We start from the raw sequence: 19,589 nt of genomic DNA, 5'->3' as shown, positions 1-19,589 counted from the left end.
TACCGGACACTAGTGACGCTCAGCGTGGTAATACAGCCTATGACACTGCGCGTCACCATAAGAAGCGGCGCAGAGCACTCATGGGTGGATTCCCCCGCAGAGCGTGACAGCGATCAATCTCCTGTTTCCTACAAGCGGCGTCCGCATGAGCAAATCACAACCGCACATCCAACGCGGTTGGCAAGGTGGCTCCGGCCACGGATAATGCCCAGTTTTTCCACCCGCGCATCGAAGCGCTGCCGCGCTTGCGGTCGAAAGAGAGCACCATGAAAGACACCATTCGCCAGCTGATTCAACAAGCTCTGAGCCAACTCGTCACCGACGGCGTCTTGCCGGAAGGGCTGACGCCGGCGATTCAGGTGGAAAACGCCAAGGACAAGAAAAACGGCGATTTCGCCAGCAACATTGCCATGATGCTGTCCAAGCCTGCCGGCATGAAGCCGCGCGACCTGGCCGAGAAAATCGTCGCTGCCGTGCCTGCCGACCAGCAGATCAGCAAGATCGACATCGCCGGTCCTGGCTTTCTCAACTTCTTCCAGAACACACAGGCGCTGGCTTCGCGTCTGGACGCGGCCTTGACCGACCCTGCCCTTTCGGTGCACAAAAACGGTCCCGCCCAGCGCGTGGTGGTCGACCTTTCCGCACCGAACCTGGCCAAAGAGATGCACGTCGGCCACCTGCGCTCGACCATCATCGGCGACGGTGTTGCCAACGTTCTGGAATTTCTTGGCGACACAGTGATTCGTCAGAACCATGTCGGCGACTGGGGCACCCAGTTCGGCATGCTGCTGGCCTACCTGCAGGAAACCCCGGCCACCAGCGACGAACTGTCTGACCTGGAAAACTTCTATCGCGCCGCCAAAGGCCGTTTCGATGAGTCCGAAGCGTTTGCCGAGCGCGCCCGTGGTCTGGTGGTCAAGCTGCAAGCAGGCGACCCTGAGTGCCTGACGCTGTGGACACGTTTCAAGGACATTTCCCTGTCGCACTGCCAGAAAGTGTACGAACGTCTGAACGTGAAACTGACGCCGAACGACGTCATGGGCGAAAGCGCCTACAACAACGATCTGGCGAACGTGGTTGCTGACCTGAAAAAGGCCGGTCTGCTGGTGGAGAGCAACGGCGCGCAATGCGTGTTCCTCGAAGAGTTCAAGACCGCCGAAGGCACTCCTCTGCCGGTCATCGTGCAGAAAGCCGGTGGCGGTTACCTCTACGCCACCACTGACCTTGCAGCCGTGCGCTATCGCAGCAATGTGTTGAAGGCCGATCGTGCGCTGTATTTCGTCGACCAGCGTCAGGCCCTGCACTTCCAGCAGGTGTTCGAGGTCGCCCGTCGCGCAGGTTTCGTGACCAACGACATGCAAATGGAGCACATGGGCTTCGGCACCATGAACGGCGCCGATGGCCGCCCCTTCAAGACTCGCGACGGCGGCACCGTCAAGCTGGTGGACCTGCTGGACGAAGCCGAAGAACGCGCCTACGTGCTGGTGAAGGAAAAGAACCCGGAAGTTGCTGAAGACGAACTGCGCAGCATCGCCAAGGCGGTGGGCATCAGCGCAGTCAAATACGCCGACCTGTCCAAGCATCGCGCCAGCGACTACAGCTTCAACTTTGATCAGATGCTGAGTTTCGAAGGCAATACCGCGCCGTATCTTCTTTACGCCTACACCCGCGTGGCTGGCGTATTCCGCAAACTGGGCGGGGCGTTCGACGAGACCAAGGGCAAGATCACCCTTGAGGCGCCGCAGGAGCAGGACCTGGCGGCACGTCTGGCGCAGTTCGGCGAGACGGTGAACAACGTCGCTGAAAAAGGCACGCCACACGTGCTCTGTGCTTACCTGTACGATCTGGCCGGGCTGTTTTCCAGCTTCTATGAAAACTGCCCTATCCTGAGCGCGGAAAACCCCGAGCAACAGCAAAGCCGTCTGCGCCTCGCGCACCTGACCGGCCGCACCCTCAAGCAAGGCCTGCAACTGCTGGGTCTTGAAACTCTGGAGCGTATGTAAGTTGGCCGTCAAAAAGAAACCCGCTCCCAAACGCGGCGCCAGCCGGTATCAAGCCCCTGCAAAGAAGCCGATTCCGGGATGGGTATGGATGGCAATCGGCCTGTCGGTCGGTGCGTTCGTCGTGTTCCTGATGAAGCTCGAACCTGGCAGTGGTGACGACATAAAGCGAGTGAAGGCAGACGCCAAGGCGGCAAAAATTGCCGAGGCGAACAAGACCCCGCCAAGCCCGACCGCACCGGTGAAGCCCAAGTACGACTTCTATACGCTGCTGCCTGAATCGGAAGTGATCGTGCCAAACGAAGCGGTGCCGGAAAAGACACCACCGTCGGTCGCTGCGCCAACGACCCCGGTCAGCCCGGAGCAGGCCGCGAAGATCGACACCGCACGCGCCCAGGCCGCGCTCAGCGGTTTGACGCCGCCGCCCGCACCTGCAGTGTCGAAACCTGCGCCGGTGACGACGTTCTTCCTGCAAGCGGGTTCGTTCCGTAAGCAGACGGATGCGGACAAAGTGCGCGCGCAAATCATCCTGCTGGGGCAAGCGGCGACGGTTGAATCGGGCACTGTGAAGGATGAAACCTGGTATCGGGTTCTCGTCGGACCGTTCAGCAACCGTGAACAGCTGACGACGGCACAGAAGCAACTGGCCGGTGGCGGGTTCAGTAACCTTCTGTTGCAGCAGCGTCAGGCGCGCTAACACCTCAATCGCTGCCGCAGGTACGTCCTGCGGCGGCGAGCTCTTTCGCGATTGAGCAGCACAGTCGATACATCCCTATCGCCTAACGCATATTTCACGACTGAAGTCGCTCCCACAGGGTTAAACCGCATAACGCTGACCAGACGCTGCCATTCATCCTCCGCGGTTGAAATACCCGCCCCCACCCCCATATGAGTTCCATCAGGCATTTTCGCCCATAGCGTGGAGACTCTCCCCTTGACCACCATCGTTTCAGTACGCCGCCAAGGCAAAGTCGTCATGGCGGGCGACGGCCAGGTTTCCCTGGGCAATACCGTCATGAAAGGTAACGCCAAGAAAGTCCGCCGTCTTTATCACGGTCAGGTCATCGCCGGTTTCGCAGGAGCCACCGCTGACGCCTTTACCCTATTCGAACGCTTCGAAGCGCAGCTGGAAAAACACCAGGGCCATCTCGTTCGCGCAGCTGTCGAGCTTGCCAAAGACTGGCGCACCGACCGCTCCCTGAGCCGCCTCGAGGCTATGCTGGCCGTGGCGAACAAGGACGCGTCGCTGATCATCACCGGCAACGGCGACGTTGTTGAGCCCGAAGACGGCCTGATCGCCATGGGCTCAGGCGGCGCGTTCGCTCAAGCCGCCGCGCGCGCCCTGCTGCTGAAAACCGAACTGTCAGCACGGGAAATCGCCGAGACCGCGCTGCACATTGCCGGCGACATCTGCGTATTCACCAACCACAACATCACCATTGAGGAGCAGGACCTCGCTGACTGAGTCCTGCCATAGGCCGCAATTCATCGCGGCCTGCACTCACTCGTCCGAGGACCGTTGAAAACCATGTCCATGACTCCCCGTGAAATCGTCCACGAACTCAACCGCCACATCATTGGCCAGGATGACGCCAAGCGCGCCGTTGCCATTGCGTTGCGCAACCGCTGGCGCCGGATGCAGCTGCCTGAAGAGCTGCGCGTCGAAGTCACCCCGAAGAACATTCTGATGATCGGCCCGACCGGCGTTGGTAAAACCGAGATCGCCCGTCGTCTGGCCAAGCTCGCAAATGCGCCGTTCATCAAGGTCGAAGCCACTAAGTTCACCGAAGTCGGCTACGTGGGCCGCGACGTCGAGTCAATCATCCGTGATCTGGCAGACGCAGCGATGAAGCTGTTGCGCGAACAGGAAATGACCAAGGTGCGCCATCGCGCCGAAGATGCCGCCGAAGAGCGCATCCTCGATGCCCTGCTGCCGCCAGCGCGCGTGGGCTTCAATGAAGATGCCACCTCGAGCAGCGACTCCAACACTCGTCAGTTATTCCGCAAGCGTCTGCGCGAAGGCCAGTTGGACGACAAGGAAATCGAGATCGAGGTGGCGGAAATGGGCGGTGTCGATATCTCCGCGCCGCCGGGCATGGAAGAAATGACCAACCAGTTGCAAAGCCTGTTTGCCAATATGGGCAAGGGCAAGAAGAAGAGCCGCAAGCTCAAGGTCAAGGACGCGTTGAAAATGGTGCGCGACGAAGAGGCGAGCCGTCTGGTTAACGACGAAGAGCTCAAGGCCAAGGCCCTCGAGGCAGTCGAGCAGCACGGCATCGTGTTCATCGACGAAATCGACAAGGTCGCCAAGCGCGGTAACGTTGGCGGCGCAGACGTCTCCCGCGAAGGCGTCCAGCGCGACCTGCTGCCACTGATCGAAGGCTGCACCGTCAACACCAAGCTGGGCATGGTCAAGACTGACCACATTTTGTTCATCGCCTCTGGCGCTTTCCACCTGAGCAAGCCGAGCGATCTGGTGCCCGAGCTGCAAGGGCGCCTGCCGATTCGTGTCGAACTTAAAGCACTGAGCCCGCAAGACTTCGAACGCATCCTGAGCGAGCCGCATGCTTCGCTGACCGAGCAATACCGCGAATTGCTCAAGACCGAAGGCCTGAACATCGAGTTCTTGCCCGACGGCATCAGGCGTTTGGCCGAGATCGCGTGGCAGGTCAACGAGAAGACCGAGAACATCGGCGCCCGTCGCCTGCATACGCTGCTGGAGCGGCTGCTGGAAGAGGTCTCATTCAGCGCAGGGGACATGGCCAGTGCACAGGACGGTGGCACGATCCAGATAGACGCGGAGTACGTGAACAGCCATCTGGGCGAGTTGGCCGAAGACGAAGACCTGTCACGTTATATTCTCTGACCAGGTGTCGGCAGTCACGCTGTGATGATTCTGCCGACATGACTCCTGTAGCAGTCCGGCTTGCCAGCGGTGGCGTTTTTGGGATACCGCCGGCAAGCCGGACTGCTACAGTTGGTTCTTCGCACTCACTGCTCAATACAAGCACGCCCCTATGATCCGTATCCCCTCCTCCATCCAGCTCCACAAAGCCTCGAAGATCCTCACGCTGGAGTACGGCACGGAGGAGCAATATCACCTCCCCGCCGAGTTTCTTCGCGTGCACTCGCCTTCGGCGCAAGTTCAGGGTCACGGCAAGCCGATCCTTCAGTTCGGCAAGCTGGGTGTTGGCCTCATCAAAGTAGAGCCAGCCGGACAGTACGCACTGAAACTGACCTTCGACGATGGTCATGACAGCGGATTGTTCACTTGGGAATACCTTGAACAACTGGCACAGCGCCAAGCGCAACTGTGGGAAGACTATCTGGCCGAGCTCAAGGCCGCAGGCAAATCCCGAGACCCCTGCGAGCAGGTCGTTCGGCTGATGCTCTGATCGTGCCAGGCTGCGCGCCAGCAGTAAGCGTCGATCAGGCAGCCAACGCCTTGTCCAGTTGGCGCTCTACCTCGGATTGAATCGTGCTGCTCATGGCCGACAGGAAGAAGTTCAACTCCAGGTTCACGCGCACCAATGCCTCCTCCACCTGCACAGTGCCCTTGGCACCCTTGCCTTCCAGCGACACAGTGTCGCCCTCCCAACTGTGCTCGATGCCATATTTGTCGCCCAGCTTTTCGGCGAGCAACCCGGCTTTTTCGCGAGCCTTGTCCTTACCCAGTGCATGCGGGCGTTCTACGGTAATTCGGGCCATGGATGGACTCCTTCATCGAGGTAATCGTCGCGCCACTATACCAGCGGCGCCCCGTGAAGAAACTGTTGGCCGTGCGCCTTGTCAAGACAAAGCCAGCCCCGGCGATTAGAATGGCCGCACTTTATTCCGGTGACAGCGATATGACCGATCCGCGCAAAGGCAGCGATGCCGAACCCACCACCCACTTCGGCTATAAAACCGTTGCGGAAAGCCAGAAGGCCGAGAAAGTCGCCGAGGTTTTCCACTCCGTAGCCGCCAAGTACGACCTGATGAACGATGTACTTTCCGGGGGTATGCACCGCCTCTGGAAACGCTTCACCATCGAGCTTTCCGGCGTGCGTACCGGCAACCGCGTGCTGGACATCGCGGGCGGCACGGGCGACCTGGCCAAGAAGTTCTCCCACCTGGTTGGCCCGACTGGCGAGGTGGTACTCGCCGACATTAACGCCTCGATGCTCAAGGTCGGTCGCGACCGCCTGCTTGACCGTGGTGTGGCCGGCAACATCAAGTTCGTTCAGGCCGACGCAGAAAAACTGCCGTTCCCGGACAACCATTTCGACTGTGTGACCATTGCCTTCGGCCTGCGTAACGTCACCCATAAAGAAGAGGCCATCGGTTCGATGCTGCGCGTTCTCAAGCCGGGCGGTCGTCTGCTGGTGCTGGAATTCTCCAAACCGACCAACAAGGTGATGTCCAAGGTTTACGACGCTTACTCGTTCGCCTTCATGCCACTGGCGGGCAAGCTGATCACCAATGATTCGGAAAGCTATCGTTACCTGGCCGAATCGATTCGCATGCACCCGGATCAGGAAACCCTGAAGTCGATGATGGTGCAAGCCGGCTTTGACCGCGTGACCTATCACAACATGACCTCCGGCATTGTCGCCCTGCACCGCGGTATCAAACCCTGATGCTGATCAGCGGCTTGCTCGCCAGCACCGAGCACGGCATCAACCGCGTGCTGCGGATGGACAGTACTGCCTTGCCACGCCTTGATCGGCTAAGTGGCAAAGTGATCGCCGTCGAGTGCACCATGCCTGCATTTCATCTTCATATCCTGCCCAGCGATGAAGGCCTGATGCTGGCCACTCGCTGGGAAGCAGGCGCTGACGTGACGTTGCGCGCGCCGGCAGCAAGCCTGTTGCAACTGGCGTTGAGCAACGACAAAAACGCCGTGCTGCACCGCCCGGAGGTCGAACTGGACGGTGATAGCGCCGTACTGCTTGAGCTGGTCAGCGTGCTTCAGGATCTGGACCTGGACTGGGAATATGAGCTGCAGCGCTGGCTCGGCCCGGTTGCCACGCCGCTGATCGGGGGCCATTTGCGCAACAGCACACGCTGGACCCGCGACAGTTTCGCCAGCCTGAGCCACAACCTGGCCGAATACCTGGCAGAAGAATCACGCACTCTGGTCGGCAAACGCGAGGCAGAAGCCCGCTTCGCCGAACTGGATCAGACCAAACAAGACCTGGAACGCCTCGAAGCCCGCTTCGAACGTCTGGCCCAATCCCTCAAATCCAGCGATAACGCATGAGCCTGCTTGCCGTCCGCCGCCTGTTTCGCATCCAGCGCGTCGTAATCCGTTACCGCCTCGATGACCTGTTGTTTGCCCTGCCTCTGCCCTGGTGGCTGCTTGCCGTGCGCTTCGTGCTGCCATGGCGGTGGATTCCGCGACGCAAGAATGAATTAAGCCGGGGCGCGCGCCTGCGTCTGGCGCTGCAGGACCTGGGGCCGATCTTTATCAAGTTCGGCCAGTTGCTCTCAACCCGACGCGACCTTCTGCCGGAAGACATCGCCGATGAGCTGATGATGCTGCAGGATCGTGTTCCGCCCTTTGAATCGGATAAAGCGGTGGCGCTGATCGAGTCGCAGCTTGGCGCGAAGATCAGCGAGGTGTTCAGCCGTTTCGATGTGGCTCCGCTTGCCTCCGCCTCGGTCGCACAAGTTCACGCGGCCCGCCTGAAGACGGGCGAGGAAGTGGTCGTCAAGGTGGTACGCCCCGGCTTGAAGCCGATCATCGGTTCCGACCTTGCCTGGCTGTTCATCCTCGCGAAAATTGCCGAACGCTTGTCAGCCGATGCGCGCCTGCTGCACCCGGTGGACGTGGTCGCCGATTACGAGAAGACCATCTACGACGAACTGGACCTATTGCGCGAAGCGGCCAACTCCAGCCAACTGAGACGTAATTTCGAAGGCTCGAACATGTTGTACGTGCCCCAGGTCTACTGGGACTGGTGCCGCCCGAAGGTTCTGGTGATGGAGCGCATCTACGGCGTTCAGGTCACGGATCTGGCAACCCTTGCCGATCAGCGCACCGACATGAAGAAACTCGCCGAGCGCGGTGTTGAGCTGTTTTTTACCCAGGTGTTCCGCGACAGCTTCTTCCATGCCGACATGCACCCGGGCAACATTTTCGTCAGCACGGTTGCGCCATGGGACCCGCAGTACATTGCCATCGACTGCGGCATCGTCGGCAGCCTGACCCCGGAAGACCAGGATTATCTGGCGCGCAACCTATTCGCCTTCTTCAAGCGCGATTATCGCCGCGTCGCGCAGCTGCACATCGATTCGGGCTGGGTGCCGGCCGAAACCAAACTCAATGAGTTCGAAGCCGCTATCCGAACCGTGTGCGAGCCTATATTCGAGAAGCCACTCAAGGATATCTCCTTCGGCCAGGTCCTGATGCGACTGTTCCAGACTGCGCGCCGCTTCAATATGGAAGTGCAGCCACAGCTGGTGCTGCTGCAAAAAACGCTGCTCAACATCGAGGGCCTGGGCCGTCAGTTGTATCCGGAGCTGGATCTGTGGAGCACAGCGCAGCCGTTTCTGGAGCGTTGGATGCGCGAGCGTGTCAGCCCCAGGACACTGATCGGCAACCTGCAATCCCAGGTTGAGCAGATTCCGCATCTGGCCAACATGACCCGCGACCTGCTCGAACGCCTGTCGCAACCGCACAGGTCAGATCCGCCTCCGCCATACGCGCACAAGGGCGACCATTGGGCCCTGCGCCTGATCGGCGCCGGGTTGTTAGCAGGTGGGGTGATCCTGGCCACCGCCCACACGCAATCGGGCGACGAACTGATGGCGATCAGCGCCTGGCCTGCCCTGCTCATGTTGGTTGCAGGGCTCTATCTGGTCGTTCGCCGATAGCCATCGGCGTCTGCCGCTGGCACACTTACCCATCCACACATCGGCCGGAGCCGACGATGAAAGACTGGCTGGACGAGATTAAATGGGACAGCGACGGTTTGGTTCCTGCGATTGCGCAGGACCACAAAACCGGGCGCGTCCTGATGATGGCCTGGATGAACCGCGAAGCCCTGAGCCTGACCGCTGGTGAGAACCGCGCCGTCTACTGGTCGCGTTCACGTGGCAAATTGTGGCGCAAAGGCGAAGAATCAGGTCATGTGCAAAAGCTTCATGAACTGCGCCTGGATTGCGACGCCGACGTCGTCGTGCTGATGGTCGAGCAGATTGGCGGCATCGCCTGCCACACCGGCCGCGAAAGCTGCTTCTACCGCGTCTACGGCGAGGCAGGCTGGAAGACCGTGGACCCGGTGTTGAAAGACCCGCATGCCATTTATCAAGCAGGACACTGAACATGACTGATACTTTGTCTCGCCTGGCTCAGGTGCTCGAAGAGCGCAAAGGCGCGGCTGCAGACTCTTCCTATGTTGCCAGCCTCTACCACAAGGGGCTGAACAAGATTCTGGAGAAGGTCGGCGAAGAGTCGGTCGAAACCATCATTGCCGCCAAGGACGCTGCCATCAGCGGCGACTGCAGCGATGTCATCTACGAAACCGCCGACTTGTGGTTCCATAGCCTGGTTATGCTTGCCGCGCTTGGCCAACACCCACAAGCCGTGCTCGATGAACTGGACCGCCGCTTCGGGCTGTCCGGCCACGCCGAAAAAGCTGCTCGCTCGGCGGATTAAACACCGGGCCCTGCGCCCCGAATTTCTTGTGAGGAACGTGTCATGGGCATTTTTGACTGGAAACACTGGATCGTCATTCTTGTGGTTGTCGTACTGATTTTCGGCACCAAGAAGCTCAAGAACCTGGGAACTGACGTGGGCGAGTCGATCAAGGGCTTTCGCAAGGCCATGAATGACGACGAAAAAGGGCCGGAGCAACCGCCTGTACAGCCACAGCCGACCGCGCAGCCAGCACCCCCGACCCAACCGCTGCATCAGCCGCACACCATCGACGGCACTGCGCAGAAAGTCGAAGAGCCCATCCGCAAAGACTAGGTCGTGACGCATGTTTGGTATCAGCTTCTCTGAACTGCTGCTGGTCGGTCTCGTTGCCCTGCTGGTGCTGGGTCCCGAGCGCCTACCAGGTGCAGCGCGTACCGCCGGGCTTTGGGTCGGGCGTCTGAAACGCAGCTTCAATGCGATCAAACAGGAAGTAGAGCGCGAAATCGGTGCCGATGAAATTCGGCGCCAGTTGCATAACGAGCACATTCTTTCGCTGGAAGAAGAAGCCCGAAAAATCATGCAACCTCAACAGCCCCCGGCCCCGCCAGCGGCTCATCCAGCGGTTCAACCGGTTGCCAACACGCCCGTGACCGGCGAGCCGGGCACGCCTGTGATGGGCGCTGCGCCATCGACCGATTCTGTCGCGGATATCGGTCCTGCAGCGCCGGCAGAAAGCGCTTCGGTCACGCCGCCGCCCGCACAGCCCGATCACGCGCACTCCGTAGGGACACCTGCACCAGCGCCGGTGATCACCCCTGCCACTGCGGTGCAGAGCGCGCCTTCCGCCAATGATTCGACACAGCCCCCCCGAGCCCCATGAGCGAAATTCCGGAAAACGACCAGCAAATGCCGCTGGTCTCGCACCTCACTGAACTGCGCTCGCGCCTGTTGCGTTGCGTACTGGCGATCTTCGTGATCTTCGGTGCGCTGTTCTACTTCACGCAAAAGATCTACACCTTCGTCTCGGCACCCTTGCGCAAGTTTCTGCCCGAGGGCGCAACGATGATTGCCACCGATGTGGCATCGCCGTTCCTGACGCCGTTCAAGCTGACCATGATGGTCGCGCTGTTCCTGGCGATGCCGGTGATTCTGTATCAGATCTGGGGCTTCATCGCGCCGGGCCTGTACAAGCATGAAAAGCGTGTGGCGGTGCCGTTGCTGATTTCCAGCATCTTTCTGTTCTACGCCGGGATGGCGTTCGCCTACTTCCTGGTATTCCCGCTGATCTTCCACTTCTTCGCTAGCGTGACGCCCGAAGGCGTGTCGATGATGACGGACATCGCCAGTTACCTGGATTTCGTGATGACGTTGTTCCTGGCCTTCGGGGTGGCCTTCGAGATCCCGGTGGCAGTGGTGCTGCTGGTGTGGATCGGCGTCGTCGACGTGAAGTACCTGAAAAAGATCCGCCCTTACGTGGTGATTGGCTGCTTCGTGGTCGGCATGATTCTGACGCCGCCGGATATCTTCTCGCAGACCTTGCTGGCCGTGCCGATGTGGCTGCTGTTCGAAATCGGCGTGCTGTGCAGTTCAATGGTGACCAAGCGCGGTGATCATGAAGACGACGAGAAAGCCGAAGACAAGCAGGACCAGCCGCCAGCGACCCAGCTGTGAATCTGCTGCTGCTGGAAGAAGCCGATTTCATTTCGGTTGACCGGGTGCTCCTGCGCGACCGGCGCCTCAAACACATGCAAGAGGTGCATCGCTCGGAAGTCGGCGACAGCCTGCGCGTCGGTCGCGTAGGCGGCCAACTGGGCAGTGCGCAGTTGCTGCGGCTTGAGCCCCGTGAAGCCGAGCTCTCGGTGAGCTTTGACCGCAACCCCCCGGCCAAGCTGCCACTGACCCTTATCCTGGCCCTGCCCCGCCCGAAGATGCTGCGCCGGGTGTTTCAGACGGTCGCCACCATGGGCGTGCCCACGATCATTCTGGTCAACAGTTACCGGGTCGAGAAAAGCTTCTGGCAGACGCCTTTTCTGCAACCGACGGTAATCCGCGAGCAACTGATTCTGGGACTCGAGCAGGCCCGAGACAGCGTGCTACCGCACGTCATTATCGAGAAACGCTTCAAGCCGTTCGTTGAAGATCGACTGCCTGCCGTGGTCGACGGGACGCTGGGGCTGGTCGGGCATCCAGGTGATTACCCGGCGTGCCCGCGCGCGGTAGATCAGCCGGTAACGTTGGCCATCGGCCCTGAAGGCGGCTGGATCCCTTACGAAGTGGACCTCTTACGTGAAGCCGGTCTGAATCCCGTTCAGCTGGGTGAGCGAATCCTGAGGGTCGAAACGGCCGTCACTGCCCTCCTCTCGCGGTTGTTCTGAAGCTCAGCCGCGACACAAATTCGCTTCCGTCCAAGGCGTAGCAGCGTCGCCTGCTCACGATCTGCCGGAACCGGCAGCCTGCCCGCACAACGTTTATCAACGATCCGAGTCGCCAGGTCCGCTGCCGCTTCGCGGCAGTTCGCGAGCACGCCTCACTCCTACGCCCTTCAGACTGCATCAAGAGCAACCAAGGTCACCCGCACCTGTTACAGCGGGGCTCACCGGCACTGGTGTCGATCGCAAACGTCCGCAACCCGCGCTATATAGGTGATGCACGTCACAGCATTTGGCAGCATCACCCTTTAGCCTTTACTTCAGTTCTAACGCTTGTGCGCCGATAACCAGACGTCCATAAAAACAATGAGCAAGGAATCACAATGTATATCTGGACTAATCAACGCCTCGGAAATATCAATGTGGGTCGCAAGCTCGGGATCGGGTTTGGGCTGGTGCTTTTGCTGACGCTGATCATTACCGCCACCGGCTGGTCAAGCGTGGTATCACTGATCGAGCGGGGCGATAAGCTGGCGACGATCTCGCAGATCAGCGAACAGACGCTGGAACTGCGCACCGCGCGCATGATTTACGAAACACAACCGAATGCCGATTCTGCGAAGGCCGTCGTAACCTCACTGGACAAGCTCGACGATGACCTGATGCGGGCCCGCGCTCAGCTCACGGTCGGTGAGGACGTGAAGCTGCTGGACACTCAGACGCAGGCCGCCGCAGATTACCGCCACGCCTTCGACGACATGACCAAGGCGATCCAGGTGCGCGAGGCCAGCCGCGCCAATCTGGGTGACACTGCCGATGCCGCCGTCGATGAAGTCGGCAAGATCGAAGAAGCGCTGATCCAGCACGACAACATTCTGCAATTCAACAGCGCGGTAGGTGTGAGCAAGCAGATCCAGCAAGCGCGCTTTCAGGTGCGCGGTTACACATTCAGTGGCAACCCGGATTTCGAAAAAAACGCCACCAGCGCCATTGATGAAGCCATCGTCGGCGTGAACTCCCTGGCGGGGGACGTTTCCTCTCAATACATTTTGCAACTGCAGAAGGCGAATCTGGCGCTCAAGGGTTATCGCGACGCGGTGGGCGTATACCGCGATGCACAGCTGGTCAGCCGTCAGGCGCAGGAAAAAATGACCGTCCTGGGTCAGCAACTGCTCGATACCAGCGACAAACTGACCGCCTCGCAGAATACCAAGCGCGACACCGATAGCCGTCGCGCTCAACTAACCCTGATCCTGGCCACGCTGCTTGCGCTGGTGTTCGGCGTACTGGCTGCCTGGTTGATTACTCGCCAGATCACGCTGCCGCTGACCCAGACCCTGGCAGCGGTCGATCGCGTTGCATCCGGCAACTTGACCCACGACCTGAAAGTGGACCGCCGCGACGAGCTGGGCCAACTGCAAGCAGGCATGCAGCGCATGACGCTCAGCCTGCGCGAACTGATCGGCGGTATCAGCGATAGCGTGACGCAAATCGCCAGCGCCGCCGAGCAACTGTCCGCAGTGACCGAGCAGACCAGCGCCGGCGTCAACAGCCAGAAAGTTGAAACCGATCAGGTGGCCACTGCCATGCACCAGATGGCAGCGACGGTGCAGGAGGTCGCGCGCAATGCCGAGGAGGCCTCGGAAGCCGCTGTGGCGGCCGATCAGCAGGCGCGCGAAGGCGACAAGGTAGTCAATGAAGCCATTGCCCATATCGAGCGCCTGGCCAGTGAGGTGAGCCATTCCACCGAGGCGATGGGCGAACTCAAGCGCGAAAGTGACAAGATTGGCAGTGTGCTGGACGTGATCAAGTCGGTCGCCCAACAAACCAACCTGCTGGCGCTCAACGCCGCCATCGAGGCGGCCCGCGCCGGTGAAGCCGGTCGCGGCTTCGCCGTGGTCGCCGATGAAGTGCGCAGCCTAGCTCAGCGCACCCAGAAATCCACCGAGGAAATCGAAGAACTGATCGCCAGTTTGCAGAACGGTACCCAGCAAGTGGCGACGATTATGGACAGCAGCCGCGAACTGACCACCAGCAGCGTGGAATTGACGCGCCGCGTCGGTGGTTCGCTGGAAAGCATCACCCGAACCGTGTCGGCGATCCAGGCGATGAACCAGCAGATCGCCGCTGCCGCTGAGCAGCAAAGCGCCACTGCCGATGAAATCAACCGCAGTGTGCTGAACGTGCGCGATGTATCGGAGCAAACGTCAGCGGCCAGTGAAGAGACGGCGGCTTCCAGCGTCGAACTGGCGCGGTTGGGGACACATTTACAGGGGCTTGTAGGGCGGTTCAGGATTTAGACCCGACCGTACCGCGCGCCTGTAGGCGTCCGGCTTGCTGGCGGTAGCCCCTTCCAGGACGGCACCGCCGAGCCGGTTCGCCATGGGCTGACCAGTCGCGCAATACCCTCATCGCGGTTGCGGCACTGGCCATCGTGTTTGGCCTGCTCGCGGCCTGGCTGATCACCCGGCAGAGCAAATCGCCAAGGCAGGTGAAGAGCAAAGCGTGGTCGCCGAACAGATCAACCGCAGCGTATTGACCGTGCGCGATGCGTCCGAACAAACCGCCGCTGCCAGCGAAGAAACGGCGGCATCGAGCCTGGAGCTGGCCCGACTGGGGAAGCACTTGCAGGAAATGGTCGCAAAGTTTCGGGTATGAAATCTTTAGAAGCACCGCAGCCACCTGTGGCCATTCGGCGTGCCGACGAACTGATGCGCAGTAGCGGTAAAACGAACGCCTGCGAGCCACCGGGAAAACGACACCATTAGCAGTGATCGCCGTTTCCCGATAGAGCACCTCACGACCAGAAAGTCACTCGGTTTTCAAACAGAAACGCCGCCGAAGATCACTCCTCGGCGGCGTTTTCAATGCAACCAGCCTTTCAATCAGGCATTGGCGAGCGAGGCTGCATTGAGGTGGTTCGCAGGCTGCAATGGCAGCAGCGGTGCATGAGGATCGGCCTTGACCGAGGCTCGCCAGGCCTGGAGCCAGGATTCGTTGCCTTCGGCCCAAACGGCCTCATGCAGCCGAGCCAGTGCTACCGGATCGCTCAACAAATGCAGGCGCTCCTGGTTGCTCAACTGCTCGGGGCCGCCTTTCAGGGCATGCCGAACGCGTTCGATGCGCATCCATTCGATTGGCTCCGCCTGACGGTGACGCGACGTCGCCAAGGCGCACGCCAGAGCATTTTGTCGTGGATCGACTGCGGCACGTACGAAGCCGTCATTGAGTGCATGCCAGCGATTGTCGTGGGTGTATTGGTCCGTGGAGACCAGTTCCTGCGGCGGCGTATGTTCTTCCGGGATAAGAAACAGGTTTTCGTCACGGGCCTTAAGACCCAGATTGGTCCGACTGGAAATTACCGAAACCGGAATCGACAAGATCAAAGAACCGACGATAGGCGCCAGCCACCAGAGAAAGCTTGGATTCAACCACGCCACCAGCAGCGCCCAGGCAAAGCCCAGCGCAGTCTGCGGACCGTGACGCTTGAGCGCTTCACTCCACGGTGTGGAGTCATCGTCACGCTGCGGCGAGTTCCAGGTGGCAGCCCAGCCCAGGAATGCGGCCAGGACGAAACGGGTGTGGAAAATCATCCGTACCGGTGCCAACAGCATGGAGAACAGCATCTCCATCAGCATCGACAGGGTGACCTTGATCCGGCCGCCATAACCGACCGCGCCTTTGGCCCAGATCAGCACGATACTGAGCAACTTGGGCAGGAACAGCAGAACGACGGTGGTGGAGAATAGCGCGACGGCTTTTTCCGGATGCCATTGCGGCCACAGCGGATAGAGCTGGCGCGGCTCCATGAAGTAGGTCGGCTCCATCAGCGTGTTCACCGCCAGCAGGGCCGTGGACAACACGAGGAAGAAGAACCACAACGGCGCCGACAGATACGACATTACGCCCGTAAGGAACACCGCTCGGTGCACCGGGTGCATGCCTTTTACCAGGAACAGGCGGAAGTTCATCAGGTTACCGTGGCACCAGCGACGGTCACGCTTGAGCTCGTCCAGCAGGTTCGGCGGCAGCTCTTCATAGCTACCCGGCAAGTCGTAGGCAATCCATACGCCCCAACCAGCACGACGCATCAGCGCGGCTTCAACGAAGTCGTGAGACAGAATCGCCCCGGCAAAAGCGCCTTTACCGGGCAACGGCGCCAAGGCGCAGTGCTCGATGAACGGCTTCATGCGAATGATCGCGTTATGACCCCAGTAGTGGGATTCACCTAATTGCCAGAAGTGCAGGCCAGCAGTGAACAACGGACCATAAACGCGAGTGGCGAACTGCTGCATGCGGGCATACAACGTGTCCATGCCTGAAGCGCGCGGCGCGGTCTGGATGATGCCGGCGTCCGGCGTGGCTTCCATCAAGCGCACCAGACTGGTCAGGCACTCACCGCTCATCACCGAGTCGGCATCGAGGACGACCATGTAACGGTAATCGCCGCCCCAACGACGGCAGAAGTCATCGAGGTTGCCACTTTTGCGTTTTACGCGACGGCGGCGACGGCGATAGAAAATCTTGCCGAAGCCACCGGCTTCGCGGCAGACATCGAGCCAGGCTTGCTGCTCGGCCACGGCGATGTCGGTCTCGTTGGTGTCACTGAGCACGAAGAAATCGAAGCGATCCAGATCGCCTGTTGCGGCGACCGATTCGAACGTGGCGCGCAGACCTGCGAAGACGCGAGGCACGTCTTCGTTACAGATCGGCATGACCAGCGCAGTGCGAGCCCCGGCCTCGATGGGTTCGTTGCCAGCACTGGCGCCGGAGATGCGGTACTTGTCATGGCCGGTGAGCAGCTCAAGGAAGCCCATCAGTGCGGTCCAGAAACCGGCGGAGACCCAGCAGAACAGAATCCCGAACAACAGCAGAATGCTGGTTTGCAGCGCGTACGGCATGACCTGGACGGCGGTCTGCCACAAGGTCTGATGACTGATTTCGTCGAACGAAACCAGCGACCAACCCTGATACGGCAGGATGCCTTTCATGTACCAGCCAGCGACGATGGTCTGGCCGAGCATGAGAATCAGCAGGATGTAACGACGGATCGAGCCGACCGTGCGCCAACGCGACTTGGGCAAATCGCGCGGCAGGTCGTCCTTGGGCTGGGGCGGGTTCGATTTACCGGTCAGCCGGCGCCAGCCGCGATGCAGGATATTGGTACGCCAAGGCTCAGGCACAACCTTGGTGCGGCGGATCGGCGGCGTCGCCTTCAGCGTGACGCGGCCACTGGCGTCCACAGCCAGCATCTCTGCTTCGTGCAGCTCATCAGCGGTGGTCAGGGTCAGGCGTCGACCCACCGATGCCTGGGCAGCCTCGGCCGAATCGGTGATGGTCTGCACCGAAAGACGTTCATGCAGCTCAGCAAACGAGGTGCAGTTGGCAAGCTCTGCCCGCTGCTCGTCGCTCATCGGCAGGTGCGCGAGGTACTCGCTTAGAGGCTCATTAAAAGTCTCTGGCACGGCTTGTGAATTACTCATCGGCTGGCAACTGGTAGCTCCAGGTTTCGGTCAGAATCTGTTGATTCATGGCCGGCGCCTGTTGGGTGGATGCGGCCTCTACAGCTGGCTGCGGGGTTTCTTTACTGGCTTTGTTGGCTTTGGCAGCATCACCCAAAGCAGCTTCGGGCTTGGAAGCCTCGTCGGATTTGACGTCGGCAACCTTCGCAGCATCTGCCGGTTTTGCAGCATCGGCCTTGGCGTCCTTACCTTCGGTTTTCACATCGGCCTTGGCAACTTTAGCGTCCTTGGCATCGCCAGCTTTAACGGCGTCGGTCTTGACGATTTCGGCTTTATCATCCTTCGGCTCAACAGCGGCTACAGCAGGCTTGGCGTCTGTTTTCTTCTCAGGCTTTTTGTCCGATTTGTCAGCCGTGATGAGCGCCGGTTCCTTGCCTGGCTCGACCGGCGTTTCACGCAGCAGGTACGCACGCATTTCCACCGACTTGTTCGCGTCCTTGACCTTCAGGCGCAGCGTCAGGCGCCAGCCCTTGGTAACCGGGTTGTAACGCAGGTTGTTTTCGACCAGCTCGGTATTGTCATCGGTGGTGACCTGGCTGCGGATCGCCGGGTCTTCACCCAACTTGGCCAGGTTAGGGCCGACGAAATCAACCAGATAAGCAACACTGCCGTCTGGCTGACGAATCAGGTTCGATTGCTTCACGTCACCGGTCGAACGCAGTGTCTGCTTGACCCAGCCCAAGTCAGGCGAGTGGATGGAGTCTTCATCCATGGTCCAGTGCAGGCGGTAATTGAAGTCGATCGGTTGGCCCGGCTCTGGCTGGGTTTCCGGCTTCCAGAACGCAACGATGTTGTCGTTGGTTTCATCGGCAGTCGGGATCTCTACCAGATCGACCGTACCTTTGCCCCAATCGCCTTTAGGCTCGATCCACGCGCTTGGGCGTTTGTCGTAACGGTCGTCCAGGTCTTCGAAGTGGCTGAAGTTGCGGCCACGCTGCAGCAGGCCGAAGCCGCGCGGATTTTCAACCGAGAAGCTGCTGACCGCCAGGTGTTTAGGGTTGTTCAGCGCACGCCAGATCCACTCGCCGTTCGCTGCCTGGATCGACAGACCGCTGGAGTCGTGCAGCTCGCGACGGTAATTCAGCACCTTGGAAGGCTGGTTGGCGCCGAACAGGTACATGCTGGTCAGTGGCGCGACGCCCAGCTTGCCGACCTTGTCACGCAGGTACATGCGCGACTGCACATCGACCAGGGTGTTAGTGCCCGGGCGCAGGGTCAGTTTGTAGGCGCCGGTGGCGCGTGGGGAATCCAGCAGTGCGAAGATCACCAGATGGTTGTCATCCGGGTTCGGCTTCTCGATCCAGAACTCGGTGAAGCGCGGGAACTCCTCACCCGAGGGCATGGCGGTGTCGATCGCCATGCCGCGAGCGGACAAGCCATAGACCTGGCCCTTGCCGATGACGCGGAAATAACTCGCGCCCAGCATGGTCATAATCTCGTCTTGCTTGTCGTCCTTGTTGATCGGGTAAAGCACGCGGAAACCGGCATAGCCAAGGTGGTCGGTAGCTTTAGGATCGAACTTCACATCGCCGAAGTCGAAACGGCTCGGATCGTATTTGATCTCGTTGACAGCCGAGGCGGTCACTTCGTTGATCTTCACCGGCGTGTCGAAGTGCATGCCCTGGTGATAGAACGAAATCTTGAATGGGGTCTTGTCGGAGGCCCACTCTGCCTTGTCTTGCAGGAAACGAATCTTTTGGTAGTCCGCAAACTTCATGTCGCGGAATTCCGCTGGAAGGTTGCTCTTGGGGGCTACGAACTTCTGCCCGGCCAGTTCTTTGGCCTTTGTCGCCACGTCGTCAAGATCGAACGCCCAGAGCTGACCGGCGCCGAAAAGACAAAATAAAGCCGACCCGGCCAACAAGGCGCTACGCAGGCGCTTGCCAGGAGTCTTTGGTGCATTACATGGACTAACAATCACGAGCAACCCTCGCCGAAAACAGATGAAGAAACCAACGGCCAGCTATCAAATGCCGGGTTGGCGAGCATTGTTCCGACTCCGAAAGGGGCTAATGATTCCCCAAACGGTTTCGGACCAGTCTGCGTTTTTACCGATTTGACGCGCATTCGCTCG

At 60.0% G+C, this 19,589-nt stretch carries 17 protein-coding genes and 2 pseudogenes; 16 read left to right on the top strand and 3 right to left on the bottom strand.

All coding sequences use genetic code 11. The annotated features are described in order from the left end of the window. The first annotated feature begins 266 nt into the window (after positions 1–266). The 5 genes from argS (at position 267) to B3I26_RS10745 (ending at position 5,395) form a co-directional block, all read left to right on the top strand. Positions 267–2,003 carry an arginine--tRNA ligase gene (argS, locus tag B3I26_RS10765; RefSeq protein ID WP_296257662.1) on the top strand — a complete coding sequence of 579 codons (1,737 nt, stop codon included), beginning with the start codon at positions 267–269 and terminating at the stop codon, positions 2,001–2,003. Position 2,004: 1 nt separating this feature from the next. Continuing rightward, on the top strand, positions 2,005–2,697 hold the full coding sequence (locus tag B3I26_RS10760; RefSeq protein WP_296257661.1) for an SPOR domain-containing protein: 693 nt from the start codon (positions 2,005–2,007) through the stop codon (positions 2,695–2,697). 237 nt (positions 2,698–2,934) lie between these two features. Then, entirely contained in the window at positions 2,935–3,465 is a 531-nt protein-coding gene (hslV, locus tag B3I26_RS10755; RefSeq protein ID WP_296257660.1) for an ATP-dependent protease subunit HslV, read from the top strand. A 63-nt stretch (positions 3,466–3,528) separates the two neighbouring features. Next, positions 3,529–4,866 carry an ATP-dependent protease ATPase subunit HslU gene (gene hslU, locus B3I26_RS10750; protein WP_296257659.1) on the top strand — a complete coding sequence of 446 codons (1,338 nt, stop codon included), beginning with the start codon at positions 3,529–3,531 and terminating at the stop codon, positions 4,864–4,866. Positions 4,867–5,020: 154 nt separating this feature from the next. Further along, entirely contained in the window at positions 5,021–5,395 is a 375-nt protein-coding gene (locus B3I26_RS10745) for a DUF971 domain-containing protein (RefSeq protein WP_296257668.1), read from the top strand. Positions 5,396–5,429: 34 nt separating this feature from the next. Here the strand turns inward: B3I26_RS10745 and B3I26_RS10740 are convergent, their stop codons facing one another. Next, complete coding sequence (locus tag B3I26_RS10740) at positions 5,430–5,708, bottom strand: polyhydroxyalkanoic acid system family protein (protein ID WP_296257658.1); 279 nt, start codon at positions 5,706–5,708, stop codon at positions 5,430–5,432. 140 nt (positions 5,709–5,848) lie between these two features. Between B3I26_RS10740 and ubiE the strand changes: the two genes are divergently transcribed. From ubiE to B3I26_RS10685, 11 genes and pseudogenes are all read left to right on the top strand, one after another. After that, the gene (gene ubiE, locus B3I26_RS10735; RefSeq protein ID WP_296257667.1) at positions 5,849–6,619 is read left to right on the top strand and encodes a bifunctional demethylmenaquinone methyltransferase/2-methoxy-6-polyprenyl-1,4-benzoquinol methylase UbiE; all 771 of its coding nucleotides are present in this window, start codon (positions 5,849–5,851) and stop codon (positions 6,617–6,619) included. Next, a complete protein-coding gene (locus tag B3I26_RS10730; RefSeq protein WP_296257657.1) occupies positions 6,619–7,242 on the top strand; it encodes a ubiquinone biosynthesis accessory factor UbiJ in 624 nt (207 codons plus the stop codon). Before ubiE ends, B3I26_RS10730 begins: the two co-directional genes overlap by 1 nt. Beyond that, a complete protein-coding gene (ubiB, locus tag B3I26_RS10725; protein WP_296257656.1) occupies positions 7,239–8,858 on the top strand; it encodes a ubiquinone biosynthesis regulatory protein kinase UbiB in 1,620 nt (539 codons plus the stop codon). The genes B3I26_RS10730 and ubiB overlap by 4 nt, the downstream gene beginning before the upstream one ends. 56 nt (positions 8,859–8,914) lie before the next feature. Continuing rightward, positions 8,915–9,307, top strand: coding sequence for a phosphoribosyl-AMP cyclohydrolase (hisI, locus tag B3I26_RS10720; RefSeq protein WP_296257655.1), 393 nt, complete (start codon positions 8,915–8,917; stop codon positions 9,305–9,307). A gap of 2 nt (positions 9,308–9,309) precedes the next feature. Further along, the gene (locus tag B3I26_RS10715) at positions 9,310–9,642 is read left to right on the top strand and encodes a phosphoribosyl-ATP diphosphatase (RefSeq protein ID WP_120127893.1); all 333 of its coding nucleotides are present in this window, start codon (positions 9,310–9,312) and stop codon (positions 9,640–9,642) included. Between the two features lie 42 nt (positions 9,643–9,684). Beyond that, the gene (locus B3I26_RS10710; RefSeq protein WP_296257654.1) at positions 9,685–9,957 is read left to right on the top strand and encodes a twin-arginine translocase TatA/TatE family subunit; all 273 of its coding nucleotides are present in this window, start codon (positions 9,685–9,687) and stop codon (positions 9,955–9,957) included. Positions 9,958–9,967: 10 nt separating this feature from the next. Continuing rightward, positions 9,968–10,241: pseudogene (gene tatB, locus B3I26_RS28865) on the top strand (Sec-independent protein translocase protein TatB); the annotation flags it as partial. 259 nt (positions 10,242–10,500) lie between these two features. Then, positions 10,501–11,295: a twin-arginine translocase subunit TatC gene (gene tatC, locus B3I26_RS10700; protein WP_296257652.1), complete on the top strand. Its 795-nt coding sequence runs from the start codon at positions 10,501–10,503 to the stop codon at positions 11,293–11,295. Next, positions 11,292–11,999 (top strand): 16S rRNA (uracil(1498)-N(3))-methyltransferase, encoded by a 708-nt coding sequence (locus B3I26_RS10695; protein ID WP_296257651.1) that lies wholly within the window; start codon positions 11,292–11,294, stop codon positions 11,997–11,999. Before tatC ends, B3I26_RS10695 begins: the two co-directional genes overlap by 4 nt. A 377-nt stretch (positions 12,000–12,376) precedes the next feature. Further along, the gene (locus tag B3I26_RS10690; protein ID WP_296257650.1) at positions 12,377–14,293 is read left to right on the top strand and encodes a methyl-accepting chemotaxis protein; all 1,917 of its coding nucleotides are present in this window, start codon (positions 12,377–12,379) and stop codon (positions 14,291–14,293) included. A gap of 172 nt (positions 14,294–14,465) precedes the next feature. Beyond that, a pseudogene (locus B3I26_RS10685) lies at positions 14,466–14,651 on the top strand (methyl-accepting chemotaxis protein); the annotation flags it as partial. Positions 14,652–14,878: 227 nt separating this feature from the next. Here the strand turns inward: B3I26_RS10685 and mdoH are convergent. Beyond that, positions 14,879–17,476: a glucans biosynthesis glucosyltransferase MdoH gene (gene mdoH, locus B3I26_RS10680; protein WP_296257649.1), complete on the bottom strand. Its 2,598-nt coding sequence runs from the start codon at positions 17,474–17,476 to the stop codon at positions 14,879–14,881. Then, positions 17,469–19,436: a glucan biosynthesis protein G gene (locus tag B3I26_RS10675; RefSeq protein ID WP_296257648.1), complete on the bottom strand. Its 1,968-nt coding sequence runs from the start codon at positions 19,434–19,436 to the stop codon at positions 17,469–17,471. Before B3I26_RS10675 ends, mdoH begins: the two co-directional genes overlap by 8 nt. Positions 19,437–19,589: the final 153 nt, after the last annotated feature.

The sequence above is a fragment of the Pseudomonas sp. UBA5706 genome (assembly GCF_002419965.1).
GTDB lineage: Bacteria > Pseudomonadota > Gammaproteobacteria > Pseudomonadales > Pseudomonadaceae > Aquipseudomonas.
Note: the sequence above shows the minus strand (reverse complement) of the source record. Positions and strands in the feature narration are given on the sequence as shown.

Coding starts and splice junctions, on each gene's coding strand:
- argS (WP_296257662.1), top strand. CDS start 267: ATGAAAGACACCATTCGCCAGCTGATTCAACAAGCTCTGAGCCAACTC.
- hslU (WP_296257659.1), top strand. CDS start 3,529: ATGTCCATGACTCCCCGTGAAATCGTCCACGAACTCAACCGCCACATC.
- B3I26_RS10740 (WP_296257658.1), bottom strand. CDS start 5,708: ATGGCCCGAATTACCGTAGAACGCCCGCATGCACTGGGTAAGGACAAG.
- ubiE (WP_296257667.1), top strand. CDS start 5,849: ATGACCGATCCGCGCAAAGGCAGCGATGCCGAACCCACCACCCACTTC.
- B3I26_RS10730 (WP_296257657.1), top strand. CDS start 6,619: ATGCTGATCAGCGGCTTGCTCGCCAGCACCGAGCACGGCATCAACCGC.
- ubiB (WP_296257656.1), top strand. CDS start 7,239: ATGAGCCTGCTTGCCGTCCGCCGCCTGTTTCGCATCCAGCGCGTCGTA.
- hisI (WP_296257655.1), top strand. CDS start 8,915: ATGAAAGACTGGCTGGACGAGATTAAATGGGACAGCGACGGTTTGGTT.
- B3I26_RS10715 (WP_120127893.1), top strand. CDS start 9,310: ATGACTGATACTTTGTCTCGCCTGGCTCAGGTGCTCGAAGAGCGCAAA.
- B3I26_RS10710 (WP_296257654.1), top strand. CDS start 9,685: ATGGGCATTTTTGACTGGAAACACTGGATCGTCATTCTTGTGGTTGTC.
- tatC (WP_296257652.1), top strand. CDS start 10,501: ATGAGCGAAATTCCGGAAAACGACCAGCAAATGCCGCTGGTCTCGCAC.
- B3I26_RS10690 (WP_296257650.1), top strand. CDS start 12,377: ATGTATATCTGGACTAATCAACGCCTCGGAAATATCAATGTGGGTCGC.
- mdoH (WP_296257649.1), bottom strand. CDS start 17,476: ATGAGTAATTCACAAGCCGTGCCAGAGACTTTTAATGAGCCTCTAAGC.